The sequence below is a fragment of the Catenuloplanes niger genome (genome assembly GCF_031458255.1).
In the GTDB taxonomy this organism is placed as follows: domain Bacteria; phylum Actinomycetota; class Actinomycetes; order Mycobacteriales; family Micromonosporaceae; genus Catenuloplanes; species Catenuloplanes niger.
Map to the genome: position 1 here is coordinate 8,529,194 of NZ_JAVDYC010000001.1, position 17,887 is coordinate 8,547,080.

Genomic DNA, 17,887 nt, shown 5'->3' on the forward strand with positions numbered 1-17,887 from the left:
GCCCAGGAGGCGATCGCGACCTGGCGGCCGATCTTCGAGGCGCGGCAGGCCGCGTTCCGGCGGCTCGGCGTCGACCCGGTGTTCACGTCCGTCGAGGACGCGGTCGAGCGCAGCTCCGCGCTGGTCGGCAGCCCGCAGCAGATCATCGAGAAGGTGCAGCGCTACCACGCCGCGTTCGGCCACGAGGTCATCCACCTGCACGCCGACCGCGACGGCCTGACCCCGGCCCAGCACCGGAGGACGCTCGAACTGTTCCAGAGCGACATCGCGCCCGCGCTGCGCGCCGCGATCCCGAGCCGGCCGTTCTCTCCCGTCCCACCGTCTACCGTGGAGGCCGCCGCATGACCACGCCCCTGGCCGTTCTGGACCTGTCGCCCGTACCGTCCGGGTCCGGTCCCGGTGACGCGCTGCGCAACACGATCGACCTGGCCCGGCACGTGGAGGAGTTCGGCTACCACCGCTACTGGCTGGCCGAGCACCACTTCGCGCGGGGCGTCGCCAGCTCCGCCACGGCCGTGCTGATGGGCGCGGTCGCGGGCGCCACCCGCCGGATCCGGGTCGGGTCCGGCGCGGTGCAGGTCGGGCACCGGACCGCGCTCTCCGTCGCCGAGTCGTTCGGCACGCTCGACGCGCTGTACCCCGGCCGGATCGACCTCGGCCTGGGCCGGTCCGGTCAGCGCCGCTCGGAGACCGCGGCCCCGCCGGCACCCGCTCCGGCCCGGGTGGTGGACGGGTTGCTCATCCCGGCGGCGTTCTCCTTCAGCCACCTCTTCACGACCCCACGATTCCGGGCGTACGGGAAGCTGCTGCAACAACCCGGCGCCGAGACCCCGGACTTCGCGGACCAGGTCGACGACCTCCTCGCGCTGCTGCGCGGCACCTGGGTGTCCCCGGACGGCATCGACGCGCACGCGGTGCCGGGCGAGGGCGCCGACCTGCAGGTGTGGATCCTCGGCAGCAGCGCCGGGCAGAGCGCCCGGGTCGCCGGCGCGCTGGGCCTGCCGTTCGGGGCGAACTACCACGTCAGTCCCGCGACCGTGCTGGAGGCGGTGCGGGCCTACCGGGACGCGTTCACGCCCGGCATGCTCGACCGCCCGTACGTGTCGGTCTCCGCCGACGTCGTGGTCGCCCCGACCGACGCCGAGGCACGCGAGCTGGCCTCCCCGTACGGGCTGTGGGTGCGCAGCATCCGCGGCGGTGGCGGCGCGATCCCGTTCCCCGGCCCGGCCGAGGCACGCGCGCACGTCTGGTCCGACGAGGACCGCGCGCTGGTCGCCGACCGCCTCGACACCCAGTTCGTCGGCGCGCCCGACACGGTCACCGCCGCGCTGCGCACGCTGCGCGACGTCACCGGCGCCGACGAACTACTGATCACCACGATCACCCACGACCACACCGATCGCGTCCGCTCCTACGAACTGCTCGCCAAGGAGTGGAACCGCTGAGGCGGGCCGGATCAGGCCGTACGGAGCGCCTCGAGGGCGGCCCGGGCCTGCGCGTCGGGGTCGGAGCCGAGCGGCCGGAGGACGACCGTGGTGGCGCCGGCCGTGTGCAGGGCGGCGACCTTGGCGGGGACGGAGTCGGCCGAGCCGATCAGCGTGAACAGCTCCTCGGCCGGCTTGCCGAGCCAGGCGGCCTGGCCGGCGACCATCTCGCCGGTCTCGGCGGCGGCCCGGGCCGGGTCGTCGCCGACGTGCAGGTAGGCGAAGGCGATCAGCTCGTGCGCCGGCCGGGTGCCGGCGGCACGGCCGCGTGCGATGTGCCCGAGCGCGTCGGTCAGCTCGGCCGGGCCGTTGCCCTCCGCGACGATCGTGCCGTCCGCTACCCGGCCGGACAGTTCCAGCGACTTCGGCCGGACGACGCCGGTGACGATCGGCGGGACCACGGCCGGCGGGTGGACCAGCGTCACGCCGTCGACGGTCACCTCGCGGCCGTGCATCGTGACCGTCTCACCGGCCAGCAGGCCGCGGGTGACGACGATCGACTCCTCGAGGCGGGACAGCGGCGACTTCGGCGCCGCGCCGACCTGGCGCATCCAGTCGGTGACGCCGTGGCCGAGGCCGGCGACCAGGCGCTCCGGGTAGATCCGGGCGACCGTGGCCAGCTCCATGGCGAGCAGCGCCGGGTTGCGCAGCGCCACCGGCGCGATGCCGATGCCGACGCGCAGCGTGCGGGTCGCGGCGAGGGCGACGGTCGCGGCGCTGATAGCGCCGGTCCAGCCGAGGTCCTCGACCACCCACAGGTCGCCGGCGCCCAGCTCCTCCACGGTGGCGGCGAAACCGGCCAGCTCCTCCGGCCGCCGATCCCGATCGAACATGAAACCGATACGCGGGCGCGAGGTGTCAGTGATCATGTGTCCCACCCTAGGCCCGGTCGGTGCCCGGCCCGGTCGGTGGCCGGCGGTTCCCGCGGGGTGCGTGCGGTCAGCGGCGCACCCGGCGCTGCTCGACCGCGTAGGTGACGGTCACCGGCGGTGCGGTCCGGCCGGCGTGGTCGGTGCCGCCGGCGCAGGTGGCGGCGCGGCGGCCGGAACCGGTGGTGGTGACGGTCAGCGTGGCCCGGCGGGCCACCCCGGAGCCGGTGTCCGTGGTGACGCACGCCGGGACCGGCGTCGCGAACCGGCGGAACGGCCCGAACGGCATCACGCCGGTGACCCGGGTCGTGGGCGCGGTCAGGTCGACCCGGAGGCCGGTCAGCGACACGACCGCGGTGTGGCCGGCCCGGTCGGTGACCTGCCCGGTGACCGTCAACGACCGGCCCTCCGCGGTGAGGCGCCGCTCGGCCGGGCAGGAGGCGATCCCCGAGCCGGTGTCGGCGCAGGAGAACCGGACCGTGGGCGGCGTGGTGTACCAGCCGGACGCGGACCGGGTGCCGGCCACGGTGGCGACGATGGTCGGCGCGGTGCGGTCCAGGTTGACCGTGACCGTGGTGCCGGCCAGGTTGCCGGCGGCGTCGACCGCGGTGCCGGTGACCGCCTGACCCGCGCCGTCCGCGGTGACCGGGACGGCGGGCGGGCACCAGACGATCGGCGACTGCGCGTCCGCGCAGGTGAACGCGACCGTCACCGGCGCCCGGTGCCACCCGGCGCCGTCGGCCGGCTCGGACAGCACGGCGGCGATCACCGGCGGGGTGGTGTCGTCCGGCCGGACGGCAGTCGGCACCGGCGTGGGGCTCTGCCCGGTCTCCGGGTCCGGCGACGGACCGGGCGCCGGGACGGGGCCCGGCGAGCCGCTCGGCTCCGGGCCCGGCTGCGGCAGGGGCGCCGGGTCCGCGACGACCGGGCTCGGCGCGCCGGCGGGGCCCGGCGTGCCGGCCGGGCTCGGTGCCGGGATCGGGGCCGGTCCGGTTCCGGGTGCCGGCTCGGGGGTGACCGGGTTCGGTGCCGGTCCGGGTGCCGGGGTGGGTTCCGGGTGCGTGCCCGGGGTTGGTTCGGTGCCGGGTGCCGTCTCGGGTGCGGCCGGGCTCGGTGCCGGTCCGGGTTCGGGGTCGGGTCGCGGGAGCGGGGCGGGGTTCGGACCGGTGCCGGGTGCCGGCTCCGGATCGGCCGACGGAACCGGACCGCTGGTCGGCGCCGGACTTCCGGTCGGCACGGGGCTGACTGACGGGACCGGATCGGCCGACGGAGCCGGGTTGGTCGACGGTGCCGGGCCGGCTGAGGGAGTCGGGCCGGCCGACGGTGCCGGGCCGGCGGAGGACACCGGGCTGGCGGACGGCGTCGGGCCGGTGGACGGCGGCACGTACACGCCGAGCGTCGTCGTGGCCGTGCCGCTGCCGCCGTACTCGTTGTAGGACTTGACCTGCAGCGTCCACGTCCGGGCCGGGTCCAGCGTCAGCGCGGCCGACGTGGCCGGCGCGTCCACCCGTACCGTCGAGGTGGTCGCCCCGCTGGTGTAGGTCAGCTGGTAGTAGGTCGGTGCCGGCCGACTCGCCGCCGGCACCCAGGAGACCTCGGCCGTGGCCGGGGACTCCGCCCGGCGGACGGCCGTGATCGAGACCGGGTCGGCCGGCCGCCAGCGCCCGATCGGCGACGTCGCCGTGGCGCAGCCGCCCCACTCGTTCGCCGAGGTGACCTGGATCTTGTACGTCATGGCCGGATCGAGCCCCGGCAGGCTGTGCGACAGTTCGGTGACGGTCCGGTCGACCAGTTCCGCGCCGTCCGAGTCCCGGGTCAGCAGCATCCGGTAGCCGGTGATCGGCGAGTACCCGGTGTGCGACGGCACCCGCCAGTACACCGTGCCGGTCGCCGGGTCGGACCGCCCGGTGGTCATGCCCGGCACCACGCCCGGTGCCAGCGTCCGCACCGTCACGTAGCCCGTGCTGGTCCCGTTGCCGGCCGCGTCCACCGCACCGATTCGGATCTTGTACGTGACGCACGGGTTCGCACCATCCACAATGTACGACGTGGCCGCGACGGGCAGCGACACAGCCGGCTGCGCCACGTCGTCGCGCAGCACGTCGACGACGTAGTGGTCGGCGTCCGGCACGGTCTTCCAGCCGAGCGTGATCTGGCCGGGCGCGGCCGTGTTGCGTACCGCCGAGAAGGATTTGGGCGCCGCCGGCACCGCGAGGGCCGCGCCGGGCAGCCCGATGACGGCGGGCAGCGCCACCAGCATGGCAGCGCCGAACGCCGCCAGCCGTTGCCGGACGCCCATGCCGTCTCCGTTTCGCGGACTCTCTGTCGCATCAACACGGTCCACCCCGCCGGTGGCGGGCCGGGTGCGGCCGGGGTGCGACGCGGTTGCGGGCTATCCGCGCGGCCGGACCAGGCCCGCGTCGAACGCGGCGATGACCAGCTGGGCGCGGTCCCGGGCGGCGAGCTTGGCGAGCAGGTGGGTGATGTGCGTCTTGACCGTCTTGACGGAGATCACCAGCGCGGTCGCGATCTCGTCGTTCGACAGGCCGCCGCCGACCAGCGTCAGCACCTCCACCTCGCGCGCGGTCAGCCCGCCGGGCGCGGTGCCCGGCCGGCCGGGCCGGGGCGTACCGACGTAGTGCGTGACCAGCCTGGTCAGGATGGACGGGGCGAACAGCGAGACCCCTTCGGCCGTACGGTGGATCGCCTCTATCAGGTCCTCCGGGCGCGCGTCCTTGAGCAGGAAGCCGGAGGCGCCCGCGTGCAGCGCCTGCCAGACGTACTCGTCGAGCTCGAACATGCTCAGGACCAGCACCCGGGTGCCGGACAGCGCGGGATCGGCGCAGATCCGGCGGGTCGCCTCGAGGCCGTCCAGGTGCGGCATGCGGACGTCCATCAGCACCACGTCCGGCCGGGTGGCGCGGGCGCGAACCACGGCCTCGGTGCCGTCCGCCGCCTCGCCGGCCACCTCGAGCGCCGGGTCGCTTCCGATGATCATGGCGAGGCTGCGCCGGAGCAGCGGCTGGTCGTCGACGAGCAGCACGCGGGTCATGCGGCGGCGTCCGGGATGCGGGCGGTGAGCCGGAAACCGCCGTCGACCGGTGCCGCACCGAGCACGCCGCCGAGGCTGCCCACGCGTTCGCGCAGCCCGGCCAGCCCGTGACCGGCCCCGGGCGTGGCCCGCCAGCCGGGCTCCGGGCCGCCGTCCGCGACCGTGACCACCACGTCCGCGCCGTCGCGGTGCACCCGGACGCGCACGTCGGACGGCCCCGCGTGCCGGGCCGCGTTGGCCAGCCCCTCCCGGACCGTGCGGGCCACCGCGACCTGCACGCCCGGCGAGACCGGCCCGAGCTCGCCGACGGACAGGTCGACGCGCAGCCCGCCGCGGCCGGCGTCCGCGGCGATCGCGGCCAGGTCGTCGAGGCTGTCCACCGGCGTGAGCGGGTCGGTGGAGCGCAGCACGCCGAGCATGCGGCGCAGTTCGGCGGTGGCCTGCCGGCCGGCCTCCTCGATGTCGGTCAGCGCCGCCGCGACCTCCGGCGGTTTCGGCAGGTGGCGGGTGGCCGCGGCCCGCACCGTGATCAGGCCCAGCCCGTGCGAGACGATGTCGTGCAGGTCGCGCGCGATGTGCAGGCGTTCGGCCAGCACCGCCTCGGACGCGGCCCACGCGGTCAGCCGCGCCTCGTAGTCGGCCCGGTCCGCGCGCGCCCGGCGCACGGTCCAGACCGCGGCGCCGATCGCACCGCCGACCATCACGGCCGGGACCACGCGGGCCAGCGGGCCGGACGTGCCGGCCGTGCACATCGCGGTGATCAGGACGCCACAGGTCACGGCCGCGACCAGCAGCGCGGGGGAAAGCGTGCGGCGGGGTCTCACCGCATCGACTGTAGTTCTCGGACCCAGGTCTGAGACCGGCGCCGGGATCGGATCCCGGTCCGATGTGCGCGCGCCCGGCGGGCGGTTGACTGACCGGCATGATCTCCATTGATCGGGTCAGCAAGAGCAAGGGCCGGACCCAGATTCTGTACGACGTGAGTTTCGAGGCCCGGCCCGGCCGGGTCACCGGCTTCCTCGGGCCGAACGGTGCCGGCAAGACGTCGACGCTGCGCGTCCTGCTCGGCCTGGACCGGGCGGACGGCGGCACCGCGCTGGTCTGCGGCCGCCGCTACCGCGACCTGACCCGGCCGCTCACCCGGGTCGGCGCGCTGCTCGACGGTTCCGGCGCGCACCGGGCCCGCACCGCCCGCGCCCACCTGCGCTGGGTCGCCGCGTCGAACGGGCTGCCCGCCGCCCGGGCCGACGAGGTCCTCGAGGCGGTCGGCCTGACCGGCGACGCGGGCAAGCGCGCGGGCCGCTTCTCGCTCGGCATGAGCCGCCGGCTCGGGCTCGCGGCCGCGCTGCTCGGCGACCCGGAGGTGCTGATCCTGGACGAGCCGGTCAACGGCCTGGACCCGGGCGGCATCCGGTGGATGCGGAGCTTCCTGCGGGAGCGTGCGGCACAGGGGCACACGGTCCTGCTCTCCAGCCACCTGATGGGCGAGCTCGCCGAGACGGCGGACGACGTGGTCGTGATCGACAAGGGCCGGGTCGTGGTGTCCGGCACGCTGGCCGAGGTGACCGGCGACCACCGCACCCTCGAGGACGCGTTCTTCGCGCTGACCACGGCCGGCGGCGGTGCCTCGTGGTGATCGCGGAGCTGCGCAAACTGCTCGGGATTCCGACCGCCTGGGCCGGCCTGGTCGTCGGCACGCTGCTGGCCCCGCTGATCGTGCTGCTCAACGCGCCGGCGACGCGCCGGGCGATCGCGGACGGCAGCTACGGCGACCTGTCGAACCTCGGGATGAACGACCTCGGCGTCGGGCTGCTCGGCCCGCTCGTGCTCGGCGTCGTGATCATCAGTAGTGAGTTCACGCCGACCGGCGAGCACTCGGCCGGCGTCACCCAGCTGCACACCACGCTGACCGCGATGCCGCACCGGTTGCGCCTGCTGGCCGCGAAGACGGCCGCGCTGATCGCGGTGGTGCTGCTGCAGTCCGCGGTGGCCGCGACCGCGGTGCTCACGCTGACCCGCGCGCTGCACGGCGGCGCGATGCCACCGGTGGACCCGGTCCGCCTGGTCACGGTGCTGATCTACTGGGTGCTGCTGGCGCTGTTCGCGTACGCGATCACGCTGATCGTCCGCAACGGCATCGTGCCGCTCACCGTCCTGATCGTGAACAGCTTCTTCGTCTCCGTCTCCTACCTGCTCACCAAGGTCACCGACCTGGCCTACTACCTGCCGGACATCGCCGGCGCACGCATGTTCATCCGCGGCGACCGCTTCGACTACGCCATGTCCCCGCTCGTCGCCGGCCTCACCATGACCGCCTGGGTCGTCGCGCTGCTCGCCCTCGGCGCCTGGCTGTTCCACCGGCGGGACGCATGACCTACCTGCATGCGGAGCTGCTGAAACTCTGGTCCCTGCCGTCGCTGCGGCTGACCGTGGCACTGACGCTGGCCGCGACCGGGCTGCTGCGCTGGGCGGCCGGCGAGCCGGGCGCGCTGCCGCTGACGTACACCCAGGCGGGTTTCCTGGTCCTCGGCGTGCTGGCCGTCTCGTCCGAGCACGAGGCCGGCGCCCAGTTCCACACCACACTGCTGGCCATGCCCCGCCGCCTCCCGCTGCTCGCCGCGAAGTCCCTCACGCTCGCCGCCACCACCCTCCCGGTCGCCGCCACCGCATCCCTCACCTGCGGCGCCGACGCCACCGCTTACCTCACCCTGACCACGCTGCTGTCCGCCGCGGTGACTACTGTCATTCGCTATCCGGTTGCTGCGCTTCTGCCGCTGCTGGCTGTGTATTTCATCGTCGGCCCGTTGTTCCGCGAGGAACTGGGCAGTTGGCTTCCGGACACCATGCTCACCCACGCGAGCCGTGGAACGCTTGCGACGACGGTATGGACGATCGGCGTTTGGGTGCTGGTCGCCGTTACCTTCACCCGAAGCGACGCCTGACGCCGATCACGGCGGTGTAGCGATCATGGCGAGTGGACAGCGGTGCAGACACTGCAGGTGACCGGGTCCCCTCATCAGGAGGAATCGATGCCGCTACCCCCCCGTTTCGCGACGCGGAGTCAGTGCCAGGTTGCTTCGCAGTGTTTTTACCGTTTTGTTCTCGGCCGGTGCCCTGCTGATCCTTTCCATAGCGGTGTTGGCATCGCCTGTCGTCCTCGGGGCCATCGATACCGATGGTCTCGATGTGGGTCGTCTCGGTGAGATCGGGCAGGCTTACGGCCCTATCTCGACGCTGTTGTCGGCGATTGCGCTGTGTGTGGCCGTTCTCGTTCAGCGACGTCAGCTTCGCCAAGAACGTGTGGTGATGGCTCGGGAACTGCATGCGGATGTTCTCCGAACTGCCATGGAAGAGCCTGCCTACGGTCAATGCTGGGGCCCCAGAGTCACGCCCGAACACGTTGACGAAAGACTGTTCTATTACTCTAGTTCGATCTTGACAGCATGGTTTCATGCTTGGGAGTGCGGTGATCTGACCGACGAGGCCGTGCGATCCTATGCGCGCTCGATGGCAGACAGTGAAATCCCGAGAATGTACTGGATCGCATACGGAGGATGGCGCCTGTCTGCGGCGCGGGGGCCGGAACTCCGTTTCTTGCGGATGGTGGACGGCGAATTTCGTGCGGCCATGGCGGGCGGGCCGCCTTCGAGGAGAGCGGAGCCAATTCCCGGAGGGGAACGGTTGAGAAGCCCGAGGGGGAGGGTGGCCCGCCGTCGGGACAGTTCAGTGCGCGCCTACTCGGTCCGCTTCGCGGAGCGTAGATACGCAAGAAATCCCCGCCATTGATCTCCGTTGAGGTCGAGTGCAACGGTGGGCCTCGTGGAGTTGCGCACCAGAACGAGCGCGCCGCAGATTGCGACTTCCATGCAGTGATGGCTCGCCACGCAGCGGGCACTTCGCCTCCACTGTGGCTCGCTGATGTTTTGTTGCGTCACGGGTGGGGATCTCCTTCGAACATGAAGAGGGCGGTGTCAGGAACAAAGCGTTCCTGACACCGCCCTCGATGCTGAGCGGTGGTCCGAATCAATCGGAAGGTGGAGTAGCGTACGGTGCGGCGGTGCCTGTTGATGGTGGCGGAACCGATTGCGGCGATACCTGAACCGAAGAAGGTGTGCCGGCTGGGTGTGACGTCGGCGGAACGGTCGTATCCGGTTGATCGGCCGGATCGGGCGGTACGGCGGTCGCCGGTACGGTTGGCACCGCCCCGGAGAAGTACTGCCCGCTCACCACCGTGCACCCCGGATGCTGGCCCTGGTTTTGGGGGAAGATGGAGAGGCTTGCTAATTGGCCGACCGGAACCGTGACCTTTCCCGACTGGCCGGGGGCGAGACTGACTATCGCAGCGTTGGGAAGGCCGTCCGTCGGCGACTTCACGATGCGCCATTCGCAGGCTTCCGTTACGGCCGCACGCAGCGTTACCACGTACTTGTCGGCGGGCGGGTCGGTGAGTGCAACCCGCAGTTCCGCAACGTCCTGCGGGCTGCCCTCTGAAGGAGGTGCCTGCGGGGGTGCCGAACCTGTAGGAACAATGGCGCTGAAGCTGACGGCAACTTCCGGGAGGGTTCTGCCGGCTTGCTCCGACGACGCATGCACGGGAGCTCGGCGGGTACCGGCTTCCTCCTGTGTCGATGTGGACTGCCCGGCCAGCGTCAGCCCGGTGGCCAGGCCGGTGGTCAGCAGGGCCGCCATCACGATGCCGGGCCGCCAGCCGTACGGGGAAGCCGTACTGGCCCAGTACGCGATCCAGCGCCTCGGTGCCGGCACGGGAACCGATGTCGCTCCTGAGTTGTCATTGGGGGGCCGACCGGTGGCTCGCCAGTAGAGCAGGTCGGCTTCGGCTTCGGGGAGTTTGCATCTGTCCGCGATCACCAAGAATGTCAAGGCCAGCCTCCACTGGCCCTTCGTGAACAAGTCGCGTGCGATCTCGAGCGCTCCCGACGCCGCCATCATCTTCGCCAGTGCTGCGTGATATTCGTCGTCGCGACGTGTCTCTCGAGAGCTTGCCGGCCGGTGTTGTTTGATTATTTTCACGGTTTCCTGCCTTTTTTGGACTTCAGATGTTTTTCGATCACCACTTGAGTTCTCTGGAACAGCCTTTCCGTCTTGTGGCGCCCAAATCCTGTAACCTTCATGGCCCCGTCGCGGCCGAATCGCTGAAACGACCACATGAGGTATACCCAGCGATCGTCCTCGGGGCAGGTTGCAAGGGCCTCATTTGCGCATGGAAACGACTTTGCGTGCTGTGTCATGACGCTTTCCAGCGCCGGTTCTTGCTGTTCTGGGTCCTGGCGTGCCGCACACCACGGCGGGATCAGATCCTGTAGCGCGAGTAGATGACGCTTGTCGATCTCGTTCTTGCGTAGCGAGGGATCCTCCGGTGGGTGGTAGGTGAGGGAGTGTCTGACTGCGATCGCGCGGGTGTCCTCGAAATTCGGTGGTTTTCGACTCTCCAGGGATTTTGCGAGTTCATCCAGGAGGCAGGCCTGCTCCAGGCCCATGTGTCGTTGGGTCAGTAATCTGCTATTTGGATTGCCTGACTCGCCTTGGCTGCCCGGCCGGTCGTCGTCGCTCATGTTCGTGGCCTCTAGTCAAATGCGGAATGGCCCGACTGCTCAGCAGTCGGGCCATTCCGAAAGTCTATTGGTTTGGGGGCGTGTGATTGCGCCCTGACGTCGTGCGCGGCGAGTGTTGCCCGCTGCCTCGCGTCGGGATAAACCATACCATATGCAACAAAAGTCCCGCAACGCCCGTATTCTGCTCTCTCGGTGCCGGGGCGCCGGTTGACGTCCGAGCTGGGCACCGGGAGGGTCGCCCGTCGTCCTCCCTGGAGAACGACGGGCGCTTCGTAGCGTGATGGGTGACGTCCCGTTCCTGTCGGCTGTGTGCAGCCCTGCTCAGTTGCCGACGGCGTGCTCCCGCGGAACCGGGGTGAGCCAGGTTGGGTCTTTGGAAGCGGTGTGACGGGGCGCACGACGGTGGAAACCGGGAATGCGGTCGCGCCGGGGGGACTTGTCGCGCACTGTAAGTGCGTCGGCCCGGGTGGGTCGTTACGTGCAGGTTAACGCGGCAGGGAGAGCGATGACGGCGACCATGGAACGGCAGGTGGCAGCTGCCGCCACGCCGGGCGATCTGATGAGCACGACGCAGCGGTTCCGGCTGATCATCGTACTGGGGTCGCTGATCGCGATCGGTCCGCTCACGATCGACATGTATCTTCCGGCGCTGCCCGCGCTCACCGCGGAGTTCGCGACCACGGCGGCGGCGGTGCAACTGACGCTGACCGGCACGCTGGCCGGGCTGGCGGCCGGGCAGCTGCTCATCGGCCCGCTCTCCGACGTGGTCGGGCGGCGAATCCCGCTGCTGGCCGGCACCGCGGTGCACGTGCTCGCCTCGGTCCTGTGCGTGTTCGCGCCGAACATCGGCACGCTCGGCGCGCTGCGCGTGCTGCAGGGGCTCGGTGCCGCCGCGGCCGCGGTCGTGGCGATGGCGATCGTGCGGGACCTGTTCACCGGGCTGCCCGCGGCGCGCATCCTGTCCCGGCTGATGCTGGTGATGGGCGCGGCGCCGGTGCTCGCGCCGACGCTCGGCAGCGCGCTGCTGTCCCGTACCGACTGGCGTGGGGTCTTCGCCGCTCTCGCGGTGTTCGGTGTGCTCCTGATCCTGATGACCGCGTTCGGGCTGCCGGAGACGCTGCCCCGCGAGCGCCGCCGGCCGGCCACCCCCGCGAGCGTGCTGCGTGCCTACGCCGGGCTGCTCCGGGACCGCGTCTACGTCGGGCTGGCGCTCACCACCGGCCTGACCATGGCCGCGATCTTCGCCTACGTCGCGGGCTCGAGCTTCGTCATGCAGGGGGAGTTCGGGCTCACCGAGCAGCAGTTCGGTGTGGCGTTCGGCGGCGGCGCGGTCGGCATGATCATCGCGACGCAGCTGAACGTGCGCCTGCTGCGCTGGTGGACGCCGAGCCAGATCCTGGTGACCGCGCTGCTCGGTGGCCTGGCCGCCGGCGTGCTGCTGGTCGTGCTGACCGTGCTCGAGGTCGGCGGGCTGGCCGGTGTGCTGGCGCCGCTGTGGCTGGTGCTGGCCGCGGCCGGTCTGGCGTTCCCGAACGCGCCCGCGCTCGCGCTGTCCCGGCACGGCGAGGCGGCGGGCACGGCCGCCGCGCTGCTCGGCGCCGGCCAGTTCGGCATCGGCGCGCTGGCCGCCCCCGCGGTCGGCCTGCTCGGCTCGAACGCGCTCGCGATGGCCGCGGTGATCGCGGGCAGCCTGGCCGCGGCCGCGCTGGTGCTGCTCACGCTGGCCCGCCCGTGGCAGCTGACCGAGACCGTCCCGGCCGACGCCGCGGTCGCGGTGCACTGAACTCGTCCCGCGCCACGACGTCTCCGCCTCACCCCCGGGTCGAGGCGGGGACGTACCCTCAGGGCGCGAGTGACGGAGGGTTAGGGAAGATGCCTCAGCGGAGGAAGGCCCGGCCGGGCGGGGAGCTGGTGGCCGCGTCCGGCGTGACGCCCACGTTCGAGAAGCTCCGCGACCTGGCCGACGACTTCTCGCAGTTCATGCTGCACTACAAGTTCGGGCTGGCCGAGGTCGAGACGAAGGTCAAGATCCTGGCGGAGGAGCTGGCGCACAAGGGCCGGGGCAACCCGATCGAGCACGTCAGCCCGCGGTTGAAGACGCCGGCCAGCATCACGGCGAAGGCGACGCGGATCGGCTGTGCGATGACGGTCGACGAGGTCCGGGCGAACATCCGGGACATCGCCGGCATCCGGATCGTGTGCAGCTTCGTCTCCGACGTCTACACGGTCGCGGACATGCTCACCCGGCAGCCGGACATCAACCTGCTGCTCACCAAGGACTACATCGCGGCGCCGAAGCCGAACGGCTACCGCAGCCTGCACCTGATCGTGGAGATCCCGGTGTTCCTGTCCGACCGGGTCGTGGCGGTTCCGGTCGAGGTGCAGCTGCGCACGGTCGCGATGGACTTCTGGGCCAGCCTGGAACATAAGATCTACTACAAGTACGACCCGGACATTCCGGCCCCGTTGCGCGAGGAGCTGGTCGCGGCCGCCCACGACGCGGCCCGGCTGGACGAGCGGATGGAACGCCTGCACCGGGAGATCCACGGCCCACGCTGAGCGGTATCGGGGACGCCGCGGCCGTCCGGCTCCTACGGTGTAGGGCATGACTCAGCTTCTCGTCACGCGGGACGGCCGGGGCCGGGGCGCGGACCGCCCGGCCCCCGTCCCCGGCCGGCTCGGTGACCTGCACGGACAGCGGCTCGGCGTGCTGGAACTGCCGCATCACATGAGCCGCGGGCACCGCAGCCGCCGCCGCTACGACCTGGCCGATCCGGCCCAGGCGCGCAGCGCCTACCAGCACATACTCACCCACGCCGCGGGTGCGGGTGAGCTGTGCGACCTGGTGAACCGGGACCTGCTCGGCCGGATGTGGCCACACCTGCACCTGCCCGCCGCGGTCCGCGACGCCTGGCAGCGGCGCATCCCGGAGCTGGCCGCCTGACGCCGGCCCGGACCGGCTGCCCAGGCCGGCTGCCCGGACGGGTCTGGGCAGGCCGGCTGCCCGGACCGGTGTCGCGTGCCGGTCGGTCCCCGGTCACCTCAGGACCCGGACCGGTCGGCACCGGTGAACCGGGCACCCGTCTTCGTGCGGCCGGCGTCGTTGCCGCCGATGGTCGCGGTGTCCAGCGCGGTGTCCTCGGTGAGGTGGTCCGGCGGCCGGCTGTCCTGGCCGTCGAGGCCGGGCGGCGTCGGTAGGGCGGCAATTGCGGAGAGTGACGGCTATTGGTTGACGCTACAACTTAGTGTCCGGTAGGGTGCAAGTTGTAGGTACAACTAAGGAGTCCGTATGACCCCGCTCAGCACGACCGCGGCGGCCGACGCCCACATCCCCGCGGGGCACCCGTTCGCCGCGCACCTGCGCCGTGCCGCCGCGCTCGGCGGTGCGGAGGCGCACCGCGGCTGGACCGAGGCCGACGGGCCGCTGCCCAGCCTGTACATCAGCCACGGTGCCCCGATGCTGTTCGAGATGACCGAGTGGATGACCCAGCTGCACGACTGGGCGCGGTCGCTGCCCCGCCCGAAGGGCGTCGTGATCGTGTCCGCGCACTGGGAGTCGGCGCCGCTCAGCGTGAGCAGCACGCAGGCCACCGAGCTGGTCTACGACTTCGGCGGCTTCCACCCGATGTACTACCGGATGCGCTACGACACCCCGTCCGCCGGCCGCCTGGCCCGGGCCGTCGCCGGGTTGATGCCGGACACCGAGCCGGTGCACGAGCACCGTGGCCGCGGGCTGGACCACGGCGCCTGGGTGCCGCTGAAGATCATGTATCCGGAGGCGGACCTCCCGGTGCTGCAGCTGAGCATGCCCACCCACGACCCGGACCGCCTGCTGGACCTCGGCCGCCGCCTGCGTACGCTGCGCGAGTCCGGCGTGCTGGTGATCGGCTCCGGTTACATGACGCACGGACTGCCGTTCGTCGACTGGAGCCGGCCGGACGCGGTGCCCGGCTGGTCCTCGGACTTCGACACGTGGGCCGTCGAGGCGCTCGGCCGCGGCGACGTCGACGCGCTGGCCGCGTTCCGCGACCGGGCGCCCGGCATGCCGTACGCGCATCCCACGGTCGAGCACTTCACGCCGCTGTTCGTCACGCTCGGTGCCGCCACCGACCCGGCCGCGCCGCCGACCTCGGTGATCGACGGCTACAGCATCGGGCTGGCCAAGCGGTCCCTCCAGGCGGCCTGACGGGTTTGCGCTGATGGCGCCGGGGAAACCGGGCGATCATGACGGATCACAAGGCGCGGATCACGCCCTACGAGGACGGGCCGCTGCTGGTGCGCGGCGACTTCGAACTGATGACGCCGGACGGGGAACTGATCGACGCGGGCCGGTCCACGGTGGCGCTGTGCCGCTGCGGCCGGTCCGCGATCAAACCCTTCTGCGACGGTACGCACAAGGTGGTCGGCTTCACGGCAGGAACAGGCCGGGAGCACTGATCGTGCCCGGGCGGAGGGAGCTGCGGCCCTCCGCCCACGCGTCCAGCAGGTGGCCGGCCCACAGCGCGTCCACCGCGAGACAGGCCGCGGCGCCGAACAGCACGTCGCCGGTCAGCTGTGGCTCGGCCGCGCAGAAGCCACCGGCCAGGTCGGTCGCCGCGATCTGCTCGTGCACCGCGTCCGCCTCCACGTGCTCGTCGTAGAAGAACGTGGCCTCCGGGCCGAAGCCGAGGCGCCGCAGCCCGTTGCCGTACCGCCGGTTGGGCAGTGACGAGGTCATCTCGAACACGGCCAGGTGCCCGATGATCGCGCCGCGCAGCCGCCGGTGCAGGCCGAACAGCGACATCGTGTTGTTCGTCGCGAGCGTGACCGCGGGCACCGCGTCGACGTACGCGCCGTAGGTGGTGTCCAGTCCGAGCGCGGCCATCGTGTTCGCGAACAGCGTGGCGTGCATGCGCTCCTCGCGCCCCTGCCCGTACTCGTCGGCCTGGATCTCGATCAGCGCGGCCTTGGCCCGCCCGCCGAGCCGCGGGATGGCGAAGCTGTGCGGGTCCGCCTCGCGCAGGTGGTAGACCGCGCGATGCGCCACGAACTCGCGGAACTCCGCCAGGCTCGACCCCTTCTGCAGGTGCTTGGCCAGCGACGGCCCGTCGTCCGCGTCCACCACGTCGGTCAGCGCGTGCGCGACGTCGGCCGGTGCGGTCTCCGGCAGCGGGCCGGTCAGGTCCCGCAGTGCGCGCTCGAACGGCGCCTCCAGCGCGGCCCGCAGGCGCAGCAGCGACGGCTCCCACTCCCAGCGCTCGTCCACCCCGTCCCAGCCGCGGAAGTGCAGCTCGTACGCGATGAACAGGGCCAGCTGCGCGTCCTCGTCGGTGAACGCGACCGTCTCCGGCACCGGCGGCATGCCCAGATCGTGCGGGTCGCGGGTGAGCGCGTCGACCAGGTGCTCGCTGAGCGGGCCGCGGGGGATCGGCAGCTTCATCGCTACTCCTTCATAACCGTTTGCGCAGGTCGCGTCGCGAATTCCCCGGTCCGTGCCGACTAAACGATCACGCTCTGGAATCGGCAACCCGACAGATCGTGATCGTCGTTGGTTCTACTGTGGAGCGGCAATCGACGCCCGACGATCGGAGACGCGATGAAGGTCCGCTGGATCGTGGCCGCCTGCGCGACGGTGCCGTTGGCGGTGATGGCGCCCGGCCCGGCCCACGCGGCCCCGGGCGCCAGTGAACGGCTCAACGTGACGAGCGCCGGCGTCGGGACCCCGGAGCCGAGCGAGCCGGCGTCGATCAGCGACGACGGCCGGTTCGCGGTGTTCGACAGTTACGCGCCCGGCCTGGTGCCCGGCGACACGAACGAGGTCGCGGACGTGTTCCTCCGCGACCGCGCGCTCGGCACCACCGACCGGGTCGCGTTCCGGCACGACGGCACCGAGCCGGCCGAGGCCGCCGACCTGCCGGTGATCAGCGGCGACGGGCGGCACCTGCTGTTTCGCACGCTCGATGCCGGGATCGTGCCCGGTGACACGAACCGCCGGAAGGACCTCTTCGTGCGGGACCGGCTGACCGGCGTGACCGGCCGGGTCACGCTGACGCCGGCCGGCGCGGAACCGAACGCGCACGCGGCCGCGCCGGCGATCAGCGCGGACGGGCGGTTCGTGGCATACGAGTCGCCGGCGACCAACATGGGCGTGGTGGACCGGAACGGGCCGCGGTACCCGGATGTCTACCTGCACGACCGGGAGACCGGCACGACCGAGCTGGTCAGCGTGGCGCCGGGCGGCGGGACCGGCGACAGCAGCAGCGTCGCGCCGCGGGTCAGCGACGACGGCCGCTACGTAGGCTTCCAGTCGTTCGCCACCGACCTGGTCGCGGACGGCGGCGGCGCCGGATACTTCGTCCGGGACCGGTGGACCGGCACCACGGTCCGGGCCTCCCTCGACTCCGCCGGCGCGCCGGTCGCGGACGTGATGAGCCCGATCCTGAGCGGCGACGGACGGTACGTCACGTTCGGCACCACCTCGACCGGTGTCGTGCCCGGCGACACCGACGACGACCCGGACGTGTACCTGCGGGACCTGGTCGCGGGCACGACCGAGCTGATCAGCGGTACGCCGTCCGGCGCGCCCGCCGGCGGCTGGAGCCTGCCGGACGCCCTCAGCGCGGACGGCCGGTGCGTGCTGTTCACCTCGCGGGCCGCCACGCTGGTCCCGGGCGCGGAGACCGGCGCCGACTTCGACGTGTTCGTGCGGGACCGGGCGGCCGGGACGACGGTCCGGGTGAGCACCTCCTACACCGGCGGCGACCTGGACTCCGACTCCTACGGCAGCGACATCACCGCGGACGGCGGCACGGTCGCGTTCGTCTCCTCGTCGGCGGAGATCGCACCGGGCGACGCGAACTGGAACACGGACGCGTACGCCCGCGACGGGGTCTGTGGCGCGGCCGGCGGGTCACCGGCCCGGTGACCTGT

At 72.1% G+C, this 17,887-nt stretch carries 19 protein-coding genes and 1 pseudogene; 12 read left to right on the plus strand and 8 right to left on the minus strand.

The genetic code is table 11. The annotated features are described in order from the left end of the window. Positions 1-78 precede the first annotated feature (78 nt). Positions 79-345 (plus strand): hypothetical protein, encoded by a 267-nt coding sequence (locus J2S44_RS37525; RefSeq protein ID WP_310430174.1) that lies wholly within the window; start codon positions 79-81, stop codon positions 343-345. 32 nt (positions 346-377) lie between these two features. Next, positions 378-1,445 (plus strand): annotated as a pseudogene (locus J2S44_RS37530) (LLM class flavin-dependent oxidoreductase); the annotation flags it as partial. Between the two features lie 11 nt (positions 1,446-1,456). Here the strand turns inward: J2S44_RS37530 and J2S44_RS37535 are convergent. The 4 genes from J2S44_RS37535 to J2S44_RS37550 all read right to left on the minus strand — a co-directional run bounded on the left by J2S44_RS37535 (position 1,457) and on the right by J2S44_RS37550 (position 6,229). Continuing rightward, the gene (locus tag J2S44_RS37535; protein ID WP_310424424.1) at positions 1,457-2,353 is read right to left on the minus strand and encodes an LLM class flavin-dependent oxidoreductase; all 897 of its coding nucleotides are present in this window, start codon (positions 2,351-2,353) and stop codon (positions 1,457-1,459) included. 70 nt (positions 2,354-2,423) lie between these two features. Further along, a complete protein-coding gene (locus tag J2S44_RS37540) occupies positions 2,424-4,652 on the minus strand; it encodes a fibronectin type III domain-containing protein (protein ID WP_310424426.1) in 2,229 nt (742 codons plus the stop codon). 93 nt (positions 4,653-4,745) lie between these two features. Beyond that, a complete protein-coding gene (locus J2S44_RS37545; RefSeq protein ID WP_310424428.1) occupies positions 4,746-5,405 on the minus strand; it encodes a response regulator in 660 nt (219 codons plus the stop codon). Beyond that, positions 5,402-6,229 carry a sensor histidine kinase gene (locus tag J2S44_RS37550; protein ID WP_310424430.1) on the minus strand — a complete coding sequence of 276 codons (828 nt, stop codon included), beginning with the start codon at positions 6,227-6,229 and terminating at the stop codon, positions 5,402-5,404. The genes J2S44_RS37545 and J2S44_RS37550 overlap by 4 nt, the downstream gene beginning before the upstream one ends. 98 nt (positions 6,230-6,327) lie before the next feature. Between J2S44_RS37550 and J2S44_RS37555 the strand changes: the two genes are divergently transcribed. From J2S44_RS37555 to J2S44_RS43045, 4 genes are all read left to right on the plus strand, one after another. After that, positions 6,328-7,041, plus strand: a complete 714-nt coding sequence (locus tag J2S44_RS37555; protein ID WP_310424433.1) for an ABC transporter ATP-binding protein — start codon at positions 6,328-6,330, stop codon at positions 7,039-7,041. Then, positions 7,035-7,778 carry a hypothetical protein gene (locus tag J2S44_RS37560; RefSeq protein WP_310424435.1) on the plus strand — a complete coding sequence of 248 codons (744 nt, stop codon included), beginning with the start codon at positions 7,035-7,037 and terminating at the stop codon, positions 7,776-7,778. Before J2S44_RS37555 ends, J2S44_RS37560 begins: the two co-directional genes overlap by 7 nt. Continuing rightward, positions 7,775-8,347: a hypothetical protein gene (locus J2S44_RS37565; RefSeq protein ID WP_310424437.1), complete on the plus strand. Its 573-nt coding sequence runs from the start codon at positions 7,775-7,777 to the stop codon at positions 8,345-8,347. The genes J2S44_RS37560 and J2S44_RS37565 overlap by 4 nt, the downstream gene beginning before the upstream one ends. A 244-nt stretch (positions 8,348-8,591) precedes the next feature. After that, entirely contained in the window at positions 8,592-9,191 is a 600-nt protein-coding gene (locus tag J2S44_RS43045; RefSeq protein ID WP_374728048.1) for a DUF6082 family protein, read from the plus strand. Here J2S44_RS43045 and J2S44_RS43050 read toward each other — a convergent pair. The 3 genes from J2S44_RS43050 to J2S44_RS37575 form a co-directional block, all read right to left on the minus strand. Then, complete coding sequence (locus J2S44_RS43050; protein WP_374727944.1) at positions 9,140-9,340, minus strand: DUF397 domain-containing protein; 201 nt, start codon at positions 9,338-9,340, stop codon at positions 9,140-9,142. The genes J2S44_RS43045 and J2S44_RS43050 overlap by 52 nt on opposite strands. An 88-nt stretch (positions 9,341-9,428) precedes the next feature. After that, positions 9,429-10,436 carry a hypothetical protein gene (locus tag J2S44_RS37570; RefSeq protein WP_310424439.1) on the minus strand — a complete coding sequence of 336 codons (1,008 nt, stop codon included), beginning with the start codon at positions 10,434-10,436 and terminating at the stop codon, positions 9,429-9,431. Beyond that, complete coding sequence (locus tag J2S44_RS37575; protein WP_310424441.1) at positions 10,433-10,978, minus strand: hypothetical protein; 546 nt, start codon at positions 10,976-10,978, stop codon at positions 10,433-10,435. The genes J2S44_RS37570 and J2S44_RS37575 overlap by 4 nt, the downstream gene beginning before the upstream one ends. A 505-nt stretch (positions 10,979-11,483) precedes the next feature. Here J2S44_RS37575 and J2S44_RS37580 point away from each other — a divergent pair. The 5 genes from J2S44_RS37580 (at position 11,484) to J2S44_RS37600 (ending at position 15,415) form a co-directional block, all read left to right on the plus strand. Continuing rightward, positions 11,484-12,761, plus strand: coding sequence for a multidrug effflux MFS transporter (locus J2S44_RS37580; protein WP_310424444.1), 1,278 nt, complete (start codon positions 11,484-11,486; stop codon positions 12,759-12,761). An 89-nt stretch (positions 12,762-12,850) separates the two neighbouring features. Further along, positions 12,851-13,537: a GTP pyrophosphokinase gene (locus J2S44_RS37585; RefSeq protein WP_310424446.1), complete on the plus strand. Its 687-nt coding sequence runs from the start codon at positions 12,851-12,853 to the stop codon at positions 13,535-13,537. A 46-nt stretch (positions 13,538-13,583) separates the two neighbouring features. Beyond that, the gene (locus J2S44_RS37590; protein ID WP_310424448.1) at positions 13,584-13,922 is read left to right on the plus strand and encodes a hypothetical protein; all 339 of its coding nucleotides are present in this window, start codon (positions 13,584-13,586) and stop codon (positions 13,920-13,922) included. A 345-nt stretch (positions 13,923-14,267) separates the two neighbouring features. Beyond that, entirely contained in the window at positions 14,268-15,164 is an 897-nt protein-coding gene (locus J2S44_RS37595) for a dioxygenase family protein (protein WP_310424450.1), read from the plus strand. Between the two features lie 38 nt (positions 15,165-15,202). Then, entirely contained in the window at positions 15,203-15,415 is a 213-nt protein-coding gene (locus tag J2S44_RS37600; RefSeq protein WP_310424452.1) for a CDGSH iron-sulfur domain-containing protein, read from the plus strand. Here J2S44_RS37600 and J2S44_RS37605 read toward each other — a convergent pair. Beyond that, positions 15,387-16,397 carry an iron-containing redox enzyme family protein gene (locus J2S44_RS37605; protein WP_310424454.1) on the minus strand — a complete coding sequence of 337 codons (1,011 nt, stop codon included), beginning with the start codon at positions 16,395-16,397 and terminating at the stop codon, positions 15,387-15,389. The genes J2S44_RS37600 and J2S44_RS37605 overlap by 29 nt on opposite strands. Positions 16,398-16,553: 156 nt before the next feature. Here J2S44_RS37605 and J2S44_RS37610 point away from each other — a divergent pair, with 156 nt between their 5' ends. Continuing rightward, positions 16,554-17,882: a TolB family protein gene (locus J2S44_RS37610; protein ID WP_310424456.1), complete on the plus strand. Its 1,329-nt coding sequence runs from the start codon at positions 16,554-16,556 to the stop codon at positions 17,880-17,882. Positions 17,883-17,887: the final 5 nt, after the last annotated feature.

Bases quoted from the DNA above. Each gene is read 5' to 3' on its own strand.
- J2S44_RS37590 (WP_310424448.1), top strand. From the start codon at position 13,584: ATGACTCAGCTTCTCGTCACGCGGGACGGCCGGGGCCGGGGCGCGGAC.
- J2S44_RS37600 (WP_310424452.1), top strand. From the start codon at position 15,203: ATGACGGATCACAAGGCGCGGATCACGCCCTACGAGGACGGGCCGCTG.
- J2S44_RS37535 (WP_310424424.1), bottom strand. From the start codon at position 2,353: ATGATCACTGACACCTCGCGCCCGCGTATCGGTTTCATGTTCGATCGG.
- J2S44_RS37595 (WP_310424450.1), top strand. From the start codon at position 14,268: ATGACCCCGCTCAGCACGACCGCGGCGGCCGACGCCCACATCCCCGCG.
- J2S44_RS37555 (WP_310424433.1), top strand. From the start codon at position 6,328: ATGATCTCCATTGATCGGGTCAGCAAGAGCAAGGGCCGGACCCAGATT.
- J2S44_RS37580 (WP_310424444.1), top strand. From the start codon at position 11,484: ATGACGGCGACCATGGAACGGCAGGTGGCAGCTGCCGCCACGCCGGGC.
- J2S44_RS37565 (WP_310424437.1), top strand. From the start codon at position 7,775: ATGACCTACCTGCATGCGGAGCTGCTGAAACTCTGGTCCCTGCCGTCG.
- J2S44_RS37605 (WP_310424454.1), bottom strand. From the start codon at position 16,397: ATGAAGCTGCCGATCCCCCGCGGCCCGCTCAGCGAGCACCTGGTCGAC.
- J2S44_RS37545 (WP_310424428.1), bottom strand. From the start codon at position 5,405: ATGACCCGCGTGCTGCTCGTCGACGACCAGCCGCTGCTCCGGCGCAGC.
- J2S44_RS37585 (WP_310424446.1), top strand. From the start codon at position 12,851: ATGCCTCAGCGGAGGAAGGCCCGGCCGGGCGGGGAGCTGGTGGCCGCG.
- J2S44_RS37610 (WP_310424456.1), top strand. From the start codon at position 16,554: ATGAAGGTCCGCTGGATCGTGGCCGCCTGCGCGACGGTGCCGTTGGCG.
- J2S44_RS37540 (WP_310424426.1), bottom strand. From the start codon at position 4,652: ATGGGCGTCCGGCAACGGCTGGCGGCGTTCGGCGCTGCCATGCTGGTG.
- J2S44_RS37575 (WP_310424441.1), bottom strand. From the start codon at position 10,978: ATGAGCGACGACGACCGGCCGGGCAGCCAAGGCGAGTCAGGCAATCCA.